Genomic DNA, 10,275 nt, shown 5'->3' with positions numbered 1-10,275 from the left:
GCCGCTCCTGAATCCGAGAGCCGAGGTCACCGACACCGAAGGCGGCGAGCTCGCTGCGCTCCATCAGGGTAACTACGCGGCAGGCGCCCCACTGCGCGATGCTTTCGATGTCGTCGTCGAGCTTGCGCTGCCACGGGTGGTGGCGACCGGGGCCGATTTTGCCGGGGCAGAGGGTCATACCGAGTCGGCCGCCGTTGGGTAGGAGGAGGCTATCGACCCGGAGTGGTTCAGTGGTGGTCATAGTGGTGTGGGCGGGGAGGGGTGGATGTCTACGCCAGTTCCTGCTAGTGGCGATGGCAGGTTCCTTTGGTGTGAGTGGTGGATGTCACCCTTGTGCACGCCGGAACCTGCCATCTTTTTTTGCCTATATCAACTCTCTAAAGCCTCAATTTGCGCCTATGGGATTGGCTGATGTGGAACTAATCCTGAGGCTGCCCACCAGCCAGCCGATTCACGACGTGAAAATAGGCTGAGGAATTATCGAGACCCAACATTTCAACCGGAAGGGTGGCTCAAGGAATCGGAATAGTGGGATCAAAAAGATCGCCGCACTCTTCTTCTAGCCAATCGGTGGGTTCTTCAACCGAGGGAAAGTTGATTGGGTTACCTCCGGCATCCAAAAGTTCCTTTGCCGCGTTGGCATCGTATCGAACAAAGAAAGTTCCGTGTGGAGTATCGTACTGAATTTTACCCGGACCGATCGGGATGCGCTGGGCATGTTCGGTAACTGCCTGTGGCGCTTTTAGTTTAACCAAAAGGGGCTCTATGGTGTTTACTCGAGCATCCATGTTGCACGCCTCGAAGCGATTATCCTCGAAAGTGACAACTTGCTCTCCCTCCAAGGTTGCCCATGCTTCCGCATTCCCGTTGGTTAGACGTCTCTCTAGCTCGTACTGTTCAACGAAATAGGTTTGCAGATCCCCTATGTCGCCGCCGAGCCGGTGATAGTGCGCCGGCACATTAAGCACGCGCGAGAAGTTTTGATCACCTACATTCTCGGCGTGATTTATAGCCGTTTGAATATCCGCTGGGTCACCGGTTACCGATGGTAGCATGTGCTCTTCCTCATGAAAAGAAACGGTTGTGGAGTTACCCCGGATGACACCGTGGTCATCAATTGAGTCGGAGATATTCGAAAAATCACCGTTCTCACAGCCGTAGCAGTTGATGATGGCACTGCGTGTGCGTTGAAAAACGCCCAGGTAAGGGCCTGGACCATCCTGACGTAAAACATCTCTTCCGGATGGGTCGAGCATATACTTCCAGCCGAAGTCATCCGCGTTATCGAGCGTGCACTCACCGGGGTTGCTGTGATGGTCACCGATCCCCGCCTCGAAAAGGGCAGATGCCATAGGCGGCAGCTCATAAATTTCTTGGCCGTAGCCACCGTAAAAAACGGTAGCCGCTGAGGTCACACCTTCATAGCGAAAGAGGTTTGAAACTTGGCTGACCTGATCGAGGCCTCGGGCACTTGCACTCCTCTCCCCGCCACCCGGTAGGTTTTGGGAGTTTGAAAAATAGGGGAGTGAATCAACATCGAGATCGGCCAGGACTTCCTCAATAGAAGTCGGATCATCGAAAGCGGCGGCACCAATATCTCGTCCACTGCTCGCTGCCGCTCCCTGGCTGCTTGCTCCTCCCTTGCTGCTTGCCTCTGGATTATCGTTTCCTTCGGATACAATTGTAGAGGTCATCGCAAGAATGTATGCAGCATAAAGTTCCTCGGCCGTACGATCCGGAAACTCCTGCCCCAGGCGTGAATCTTTAATTCTTTGGGCCATTTCGGAATCAATGGTTATGCCACCTCTCTCGGATGGTATATCATCTTTCCCGTTGTTGACTAATCCGTTTTCCGATGAGCTATCGGAACCCGAAAGGCAACCGGTGAGCAGCAGTGTGTTAACACACAGCAAAAGTGCAGAAAAAGATAATGTTGTGCGCATTGCGCCTCCTTATAAAATGAGAGGATGGGATTGAGTGCCACGGCGGCGGTGTTTGGTGAGGTTTGGATCAAAATCGACCGAGTACGCCCTGGCGCACTTACCAGATGCTGCGCCAGGAGCTTGCGGCAGTCATCATATTGGTGTGGCGAGGCTTGAGCGCGGAAATCGGTCTAGGTCATGCAATTTCAGAGCGCCAGATAAATTGTCGTCGAAGAATTGTAGATTTTCTTGAAAATTCTGCGGTTGACAAGACGGCCAAATCTAACTATTTATAAAAACGACGATAGAATTGAACGTTGTTCATTTCGCTCTTCACACATCTGTACAAGGTGTATATTCCGACAACTGCGCCAACCGACAAACTTGTAAGTCCAATTGTGTTGTCATCTAAAACTATCAGCTGGTCTAGGATAGTCAGTTCCTTCGGGACAATCTCGTTTTTGATCGAATAATAAAAAAAGAGGTAAACTCCAAAAGCCGCTATGGCTGCTAAAATTCCAGCGATCGAAAAAACGCTGGATGTCGGTCCGTAGCTTATCTCGGCTTGGCAGCCAGTGCAGACCACTGCCCCATAGGGCACTCTGGTTTTGCAAAATGAACACGTTAAATCTTCAGGGGTAGTCATTTTGGCGTACCTTTCTGTTAAAAATTCAAAAATAATGTTGTGCGATTAGGGCCTTCAATGTGGCCACAGCCTTCCTCTGTGACCGATCAGTTTTCAAGTAGTCATCGCAACAGATGGGAGTTGGCGCGGGATTGGTTGCAAATGACCTCATTTTTTTGTTAAAGGCACGGCTGAGCACGCTCTGAACCCTTGTGGTTTGACGCGTCACGATTGCCTATAAAAAACAACCGATTTTAATTTCTCGTCTGAGGCGGCCCCATTGCCAAGACAAAAGCGCTAAATCGGGAGGTAGTCCCCCATAGGCGCCAAATAAATACTATAAAGAGTTGATATAGCTTAAAAAAGTGTCAGGTTCCGGCGTGCACAAGAGCGACGTCGACCACTCACACCAAAGGAACCTGCCATCGCCATGATGGATAGCGTCTTTGCCGAGTGGATACCAGCCCTCCCGATTGATCTTGAGTCGCACGGCCAGCAGCACCCCCAACCTCCAGGCACGCTACCGCCAAGCCCGTGCATAGTGCCCGTGCTGCCCACGCCACGCCTTAGCCAATGCAGATGCGACTCTGCATTGACGTACATCAAGGCCCATGGGGGGGAGAGGGCACTGTATGTAGCAAATCGATCATAACAAAATTTCTTATGTTTGGGGTGCACCAGGTGCGCGGGGCGGGTGCATCTCGTGCACGGGGGTGGTGCATCAGGTGCACCCCAATCTAGAACTGAACCTAGAATTGAACCTGGATACCACTTACCACCCCAGGAGTTGATCAGCAGCGAGGCGCGCGCGAACTCGCGTCAATGAGGGGGGTAGCATCGGGTGAGATTTCGGTGTACCTTCCCGCTCGCTACGGACCAGGATGGCCGCAGTGGGGCGCCGGCGGAACGGCGGCGCTCATCACAGCTCACGGAGGAGAGGCATCATGCTCAGCGACATCACCTGCAAAGTCGGCCAGATCATCACGCTTGCCAGCGGTATCCAGCTCAAGGTCAACGAGATCAGGGGCTCCCAAGCCAGATTCGTGGTCTTTGCCCCCCGCGAGGTCCCGGTTCGTCGCGCCGAGGTCACGCTCGACCCTGCTCGGACACCACGTCGCCGCGCTGCGGCATAGCGCGAGACTCGTGCATCGGCCGTTGCTTTTGCACAGCGCTTCTGGTAAGCGCTAGCGGCAAGAGACGGCGCCTAGAGGCGGTTGAGCGAGCACATCCAGAGCACTGATTTTCCGAAAGGTATGTTGTGATGGTCAAAAACTATTCACCTGGGCACAGGGCGCATCATTCGCCTACATGCGAGGCCTTATCCACGGGTTTATCCACAGCTTCTGTGGATAACACGCACGCGTCTGCTAAGCCATTCTTCGCATGATGATCGCCATCTTTCTGCTGCTCTTGGCTGGCTTGGCGGTCGGCGTAGCCTGGATGCTCTGGGATGCACGCTACGTCTTCATCGTCGCCATCGAGAACGGCAAGATCAGGATTAAGCGCGGGTCACCCCCGGAGAAATTCCTCCGAAGCTGCCGGATCGTGGTGTACCTGCATAAGCTGCAGCGCGGCAAAATATACGGCGAACGCACGGCGGCCGGGGTCGAGCTAAGCTTCTCGCGCGAGATCCCGGAGCGCCCCCGCCAAGCATTCCGCAACGTCTGGGATTCGCCGCCGAGTGGTGGCGGTGACACTGCCAAACGGCGTGCTTGACGCAATCGACGAATCAGGGGTTGTGGATTCAATCGGAGCGGGGTAATCTCCGCGCAGGTGTCCAGGAAGGACACTATAGGGCAGGGACTCAGGGAATGAGTCTCGGCCGTGATTTGCAAAAGGACTTGCCCGGTCATGGATGGCCGGAGGATAGACAGGGACCGTATGCGATACCCCTCCGAATCTGCTAGTTGCGCCTATCCGACCCGCTCGGCACGGATTGCTGTGTGTGGCCCCGGAACAGCGGCAGCAGTCCCCATCAGTGCAGTCAACCGCCGCCCGTCACGGGTAGCGTCTCTATTGCTGTGCTGCAATCGGGATCTAAGATGATCCCACAGAAGGAACGGGCAGCAGGAAGCTGCTCATTCAAACCAAGGAGATGGCATGAAGTATTTCAGAATTCACGAACACCCTGAGCACGGCCTTGAGGCTGTCAAAGACGGCTTCTCGTGGCCGGCGTTCTTCTTCGGCATCTTTTGGATGCTCTACAAAGAACTTTGGTATCCGCTGTTGTACCTCTTGGCGGCCGGGGCTGGGCTTCTTCTGTTGGAAGGCGTCCTCGTCGCGACCATCGTACCGTTCTATTATCACGATCTCGTATTCATGATCTTCGGGGCAATCTCCTTAGCGATTGCGATCTGGGTGGGCACTCAGGCCAACCAGTGGTACGCAGGAAGATTGAGGTACATCGGATATAAAGAGGTCTCGCAGCAGATATCGGGCTCGCCAGCGCTAGCCATCTCACAGTATCAAGCTGCGAAGAGCTAGGCATACAGAGGGCGGGGAAACCCGCCCTTTTCGTTAGGAGGGAGCAGCATGAGCAAGGAGAGCGCACAAGGTCTGTTCAGAGATCTACTCAGCTACGTCTACAGCTGCGCGTACATCTTTAGAGAGATCGAGCGGTCGGCAAAGGGCGGAGATCTGGGTTCGACGGATTGGGTCGATCACCTCAGCACACTGATTACGCATGGGGAATGCTACAAGAATCAAGTCGATCAAGCCTCATGCTCGCATGTGCTAGACCCGAACCGAGTACTCCTTCTGAGCTTCGGGCAGCTACGGACACGGGTCGAGGAGGCCGCCGGAGATCTGCGGTTCTGGAAGCAAGCTGTACATGAGAATGCGGACTTCGTCGACCAGTATTTGATCTGCGATATCGGGATCGCAATCGATTTCTTGGCGGTGCTCAACGAGGTCTTTACCGTCTTGGAGATGCTGATCATCGAGCACGACCTTGACGTTCAGAGCCGGCAAACGACTACTCCACCTGCAGAAGCTCAGGCACTGCTGCGCCATCTCCTTTCGAAGCGCGATGGCAGTCGTGAATCGCAGTGAGTCCGGCGGCAACACCCAGCGCCGCTCGATCGGGAATCGCGTCGGCTATCGGCTCCTGGAGGAAAAGAGGAGCAGCCGCGCGGATGCGATAGCCCCGCCGCAGTTTGCCGAGAACGTGCTTGCGCACCGCATCGAGCGCCGCATCCAGGCAATCGTACGGCTCGACCATGCTTTGGCCGCCGCGGTTGCCGATACGACCCCAGCGCCGAACTAGACGAACTGCAGCAAAAAAGTCCGCCTCGAGCGCGACGACGTAGTACCGATTCTGGTTGCGAGCAGGATCGATTTTCTCGAGTTCGATAGATGCTGGTAGTTGTTCACTTGCTTGTTTGAGCATGGCGGATTGTCCCCTGGGTGGGTGGCGCGCATCCGCTGCTCGATTGCTCTCAAAGCCTGAAAGAGCTTTCCTTCTCTCTCTGTCTCCACTTATATCTAAATCACTTGCTTATTGCAATGGGTACTGGTCTCGCAGAGAGAATGCCCATTCTGACAAGAATTCTCGCATGCGGGGGTATGGGGAAAAAATACATTTTGGTGAAAAAGCACAGATGGAACACGGCGGAACTTGGTGGAAGGGTAGTCGGTAGCACTCTGTCAAAAAGGCATCGTGCGCGGGGGAATGAATTTCCGCTTGCGCTGGTTCGGCGTATAGCCGACTATGCCGATGCGTGTACGGATGGAGCCGCAACCGAAGGAGAAGGCAATGGAAGCCGCGCAACGAGATCTCATCCAGGAGACTATCCTCAGCATCCTCTACGTCGCCGAAGGACTCGCAGATCAGCCACGGCTCGCTGCGATGCTCAACATCCTCGCTTGGCGTCTGGAAAGCGCCATCGAGGTTTCGGAGGAGTAGGCTGCTAGGCGCGCTGCCTTGCCTCTCAGGGTAGCGCGCTCGCTTAGCGATGTCTCGCGCTAGATATCGATATCGAGGTCGTCGCCCGCATCGAAGAAGTCGTCTTCGGGCGGTTCCAAATCCTCCCCAGCATCGACGACCCGTTCATCCCACACGTCGCCCTCTGCCTCGATCGACTCGCTGTCAGCATCGGTGCCATCGCCATCGCCGCTATTCGCCAACGACGCACCGACGTACGCCGCTGCACCAGCGGCCGCGGCCGTGGTCAAGACGCCGGCTGCACCGCCCCGCTGGTTCTGATCTTGGCGATGATTCACTGCCGTGCCGTGGCGGTGAGAAGGTGTCGCGGCCGCTCGGGACACAGCAGCAGACGGGGCGCCGGCGTTGGGTGAGCGCTGGGCGGCGACGCTTCGACGAAAGCCGATCACGAAGCCGATGACGAAGCCCACCACCACAAGAACCGCCGCACCGATGACGGCGTAGATGAGAAAATCCATTGCTGCCTCCTGTCGTGAGAAGGTGCCGCTTGCCGGTCACGCGCCGACCGACCGTACTCATGCAGCCTATCACGCCGTACCGGCACGATAGCAGCGTACCACCTTGTACTGCACGCCAACCGGAGTCGCGAGAGAGGCGACCAAGCAGAAGCGCTCGACCTCCCAGCGAATTGGCTCGATGGGACCGAGGTCCGGCAGCGCCTTCAGTTTACGCGCGACAGTGACGTGGGGATAAAACGGCCGTGCCTCGGAATAAAAGCTACCAGTTACCAAATAATCAGCAGCGCTGATTGAAAAGTAGATGCCTTTATGGTCCCATGGCCGCGGTAGCGTGCGGCTGCAGCAGGGAGAGAGCAATCATCGTTTACTGTGTTGCCACCACAAATCTTTAAGCACCTGTCTTCAGGTCTAATCTAAGCGGGCGCTTGCTCATATAACAGGTTTTCCGGAGGGTTTAAACCAAGAGCTGGTCGCCTCAAACCCAACCTTCACTACTTAAATGAAAGGTAAAGGCAAAAAGGTGCCACGGCTACTCCACAAGATGCGCGAACCTCGAATAGAAAAAACATTGATTCAAAAGGAGAAAGAATATGTCTAGAAGTGAATTCGAACTCATCAACGACGCCTTTCTAGACTATGATTTTGGAGTGGGTGGGTTCATCCCTCGCAACCTCGGGCATGAGGGCGACTTCCGCAAGCTAGTCAAAGTCGCCTATGCCGCAAGGGGTGAGTTAGACTTTGAAAAGGTCGAAGAGGCAAATCTTGATTTGGATGAGGCAATGCACCGGGGAACATCCCGCGTTGATCATTGGCTGGACCGTCTCCAAAGCGGCGACGTCGATCCCGATCAGTTGCTTTTACAGATGTTGGAAGAGGCACGGGAGGGTAACCAGGGGCTCAACGAGGATCCGACACACATTGATTTTCGAGAATCTTACGCTAAAGCCTTGGAAGAAAAAATAAGAGACAAAGACCTTAGTGCAGAAGATCTGAAAAGCGGCGACCAACTGAAAGAATTAGTTAATGAAAACAGAATTAAGGTGGGCGCCGAAATTGCCGAAAGACACGGCGAAGAGTACGAGCTAGATAATATCCCAGAAGAACCAAAAGAATGGTATGTGGTCGCCCTTGGAGAAAACGTTTCCGAGGCTGATTTGATGGAGCGCGGCAACCTTCGCCCTGAACTAGAAAATGCAGCGGCCTTAGAATTCCCAGATGCAGCCCTTCGAGGCCTGTTTGATGATACCCAAAAACTCTTACAAGAAAAACGAATCATCGATGAACCAGAGGAAGCCAAAGAGATCACCGAACTGAGTGGCATCGTTGAGGATGACTATGTTTTTGGCGAAGGCGAAGTATTAAGATTGACTGATGATGTTCAGTTAGATGATGATGCTGAATTGGTGTTTGAGCCAGGGTCTCGGCTAGACGGAAACGATAAAAGGCTCGAACTGTTTGGAAAGTTAACAGTAACAGGGACAGAGGAGGATCTAACTTGGATAGATGATGTTTGGTTAGAGCACAAATCTGGTAGTCACTTCGAAGCTTCTTACGCTGATATCCAAGTATTTTCTTTATATAAGTGGTCGGACAACGAAGGCCAGATAAATGTTGAAAATTCCTTCATCTCTCTACATGGAAACAACCCGAGGATAGACAGTAACGATGACATAATGCTCAAGGGCAACATTATCGACAATGTCCGCTTGGTTGTCAGCAACAGTGACGATAATGTATTGATCCAAGAAAATACCTTTTTGTCCGAGGCAGAGATCTCGCATCGCTCAACACCCTTCGCTCCATCACACTCAGAAATCCATGATAACAATTTTTTGGGAGATGATGTTTTCCTGGAGTTAAGTGGCTTTTTTGACTACGAGCATCTTATTAAAAACTCAAATAATTACTGGGGAACCCCCAATGAGGAGGAGGCTCTTGACAGAATCATAGATGAGCGTGACGATTTGAACATAGTCGGCAAGGTGGATGTCGCCGATCGAAGTGATGATTTAACCAGTGCACCACTAGAACTTGGTCCATACCAAGTAAACCCTGATGACGGGACATTGATCTAAAATTGCCATGTTACAAATCTGGAATTCACAACGAGCCGATGACCCGACGCCCCATCGGGTGAGGATACGTGGTAGGCTGTGTTCCATAGTTTAATTGCTTACATCCATCCCCTCCGACCGTTCCTTCCCACGCCACCTCGCCGTCACGCCTGCTGCCCGGCCACACAACGGCCCGGCAGCAGGGCGCCGGCTCTGCGGCTGCCGCCTCGATGCCCCCAAGCCGTGCCCCCATAGCTCCGCTTGCGCCTTGGCCGCTGCCAGCTCGGCCACAAAACGGCCAAGCGTCAGCGTCCGTGGCACTGCGCTGGCCCGTGACAACGCAACCTCAGCCACGCCGCATCCATCCCCTCCGACCGTTCCTTCCCCCGCCACCTCGCCGTCACGCCTGCTGCCCGGCCACACAACGGCCCGGCAGCAGGGCGCCGGCTCTGTGGCTGCCCCTCGATGCCCCCAAGCCGTGCCCCCATAGCTCCGCTTGCGCCTCGGCCGCTGAACGCCCGGCCACAAAACGGCCAAGCGTCAGCGTCCGCGGCACTGCGCTGGCCCGGGACAACGCGGCCATAGAAATACGGCATCCATCGCTCTTCGACCGTACCCACACTCACGCGACGACTCATCAACGCCGCTCATCACAATTGCGCGACGCCCCACGAAAAGCGCTCGACGCCGCAGCCGCCACACCGCCGCTGACCACGCGACTAGAGGCGCCGCAAGCCAACCCCGGAACACTATCTGTGATTCGCCATGCCGCTCACTCAGCTGTTGGCTGGCACAGCCCCGGCGAGGGCAAGCCTCAAAAAGATTCGAACGGGAATTGAGTAGCAGTGGCGCTTGGCGGTTGCAAGGCCAAGCCTGCGGTCGCGAGCGAGCCTTGCAACCGCCAAGCTGCCACTGCTGTGGGGCAACCCGTTTCTCATCTTTTTGGGCTTGCCCCTTCTTGGGGCATAGCCGCCAACCACCAAAGGAGTGCGCCATGCGTAAGGCAAAAACCAAAAAGCTTGTGTTCCCAGGGTTAGGCTATAACGGCATCCCATTAGTCGCTGTCTGGTGGCGCTATGTGGTGGGTTCAGCAATGTCCGTTGGCGTCTGTCGCTGGCGCGTGCGGTCATCACGGCATGCGTTCAGTGGCGCCGTAGTGGTCGCTGCCTTCAGCGATCGGGCCGCAGCGGTTGAGTTTGCCGGGGCCTGGGGCTTTTACTGCGGTTGCAATATTGCCATGCGCCAGCACGTTACCGGCGGGCAGTCACTCTGG

General features: G+C 54.9%; 12 protein-coding genes. 6 read left to right on the top strand and 6 right to left on the bottom strand.

The genetic code is table 11. From position 1 onward, the window contains the following. Together CKO15_RS09895 and CKO15_RS09890 are read right to left on the bottom strand one after the other, a co-directional pair. A partial coding sequence (locus CKO15_RS09895; RefSeq protein WP_476729765.1) for a protein-tyrosine phosphatase family protein occupies positions 1-241 on the bottom strand: 241 nt, incomplete at its 3' end. A gap of 271 nt (positions 242-512) precedes the next feature. Continuing rightward, the gene (locus CKO15_RS09890; protein ID WP_200195678.1) at positions 513-1,943 is read right to left on the bottom strand and encodes a hypothetical protein; all 1,431 of its coding nucleotides are present in this window, start codon (positions 1,941-1,943) and stop codon (positions 513-515) included. A 1,548-nt stretch (positions 1,944-3,491) separates the two neighbouring features. On the opposite strand from CKO15_RS09890, the gene CKO15_RS09885 reads away from it, so the two are divergent. From CKO15_RS09885 to CKO15_RS09870, 4 genes are all read left to right on the top strand, one after another. Next, on the top strand, positions 3,492-3,680 hold the full coding sequence (locus tag CKO15_RS09885; RefSeq protein WP_200195677.1) for a carbon storage regulator: 189 nt from the start codon (positions 3,492-3,494) through the stop codon (positions 3,678-3,680). A gap of 250 nt (positions 3,681-3,930) precedes the next feature. Next, positions 3,931-4,263: a DUF3634 family protein gene (locus CKO15_RS09880; protein ID WP_420842137.1), complete on the top strand. Its 333-nt coding sequence runs from the start codon at positions 3,931-3,933 to the stop codon at positions 4,261-4,263. 384 nt (positions 4,264-4,647) lie between these two features. Continuing rightward, positions 4,648-5,031, top strand: coding sequence for a DUF2628 domain-containing protein (locus tag CKO15_RS09875; RefSeq protein WP_200195675.1), 384 nt, complete (start codon positions 4,648-4,650; stop codon positions 5,029-5,031). A gap of 48 nt (positions 5,032-5,079) precedes the next feature. Then, entirely contained in the window at positions 5,080-5,598 is a 519-nt protein-coding gene (locus tag CKO15_RS09870; protein ID WP_200195673.1) for a hypothetical protein, read from the top strand. On the opposite strand, the gene CKO15_RS09865 is transcribed toward CKO15_RS09870, so the two are convergent. Beyond that, the gene (locus CKO15_RS09865; RefSeq protein ID WP_200195671.1) at positions 5,522-5,935 is read right to left on the bottom strand and encodes a WGR domain-containing protein; all 414 of its coding nucleotides are present in this window, start codon (positions 5,933-5,935) and stop codon (positions 5,522-5,524) included. The genes CKO15_RS09870 and CKO15_RS09865 overlap by 77 nt on opposite strands. Positions 5,936-6,301: 366 nt before the next feature. Between CKO15_RS09865 and CKO15_RS09860 the strand changes: the two genes are divergently transcribed. Further along, positions 6,302-6,451, top strand: coding sequence for a hypothetical protein (locus CKO15_RS09860; protein WP_200195669.1), 150 nt, complete (start codon positions 6,302-6,304; stop codon positions 6,449-6,451). A 59-nt stretch (positions 6,452-6,510) separates the two neighbouring features. Here the strand turns inward: CKO15_RS09860 and CKO15_RS09855 are convergent, their stop codons facing one another. Together CKO15_RS09855 and CKO15_RS09850 are read right to left on the bottom strand one after the other, a co-directional pair. Further along, a complete protein-coding gene (locus CKO15_RS09855) occupies positions 6,511-6,948 on the bottom strand; it encodes a hypothetical protein (protein WP_200195667.1) in 438 nt (145 codons plus the stop codon). Between the two features lie 69 nt (positions 6,949-7,017). Beyond that, entirely contained in the window at positions 7,018-7,221 is a 204-nt protein-coding gene (locus CKO15_RS09850; protein ID WP_200195665.1) for a 2'-5' RNA ligase family protein, read from the bottom strand. Positions 7,222-7,538: 317 nt separating this feature from the next. Between CKO15_RS09850 and CKO15_RS09845 the strand changes: the two genes are divergently transcribed. Next, on the top strand, positions 7,539-9,023 hold the full coding sequence (locus CKO15_RS09845; protein WP_200195663.1) for a hypothetical protein: 1,485 nt from the start codon (positions 7,539-7,541) through the stop codon (positions 9,021-9,023). Between the two features lie 379 nt (positions 9,024-9,402). Here the strand turns inward: CKO15_RS09845 and CKO15_RS09840 are convergent, their stop codons facing one another. Then, positions 9,403-9,585, bottom strand: a complete 183-nt coding sequence (locus CKO15_RS09840) for a hypothetical protein (protein ID WP_200195661.1) — start codon at positions 9,583-9,585, stop codon at positions 9,403-9,405. Between the last annotated feature and the right edge of the window lie 690 nt (positions 9,586-10,275).

Source organism: Halorhodospira abdelmalekii (assembly GCF_016583625.1).
GTDB lineage: Bacteria > Pseudomonadota > Gammaproteobacteria > Nitrococcales > Halorhodospiraceae > Halorhodospira > Halorhodospira abdelmalekii.
Note: the sequence above shows the minus strand (reverse complement) of the source record. Positions and strands in the feature narration are given on the sequence as shown.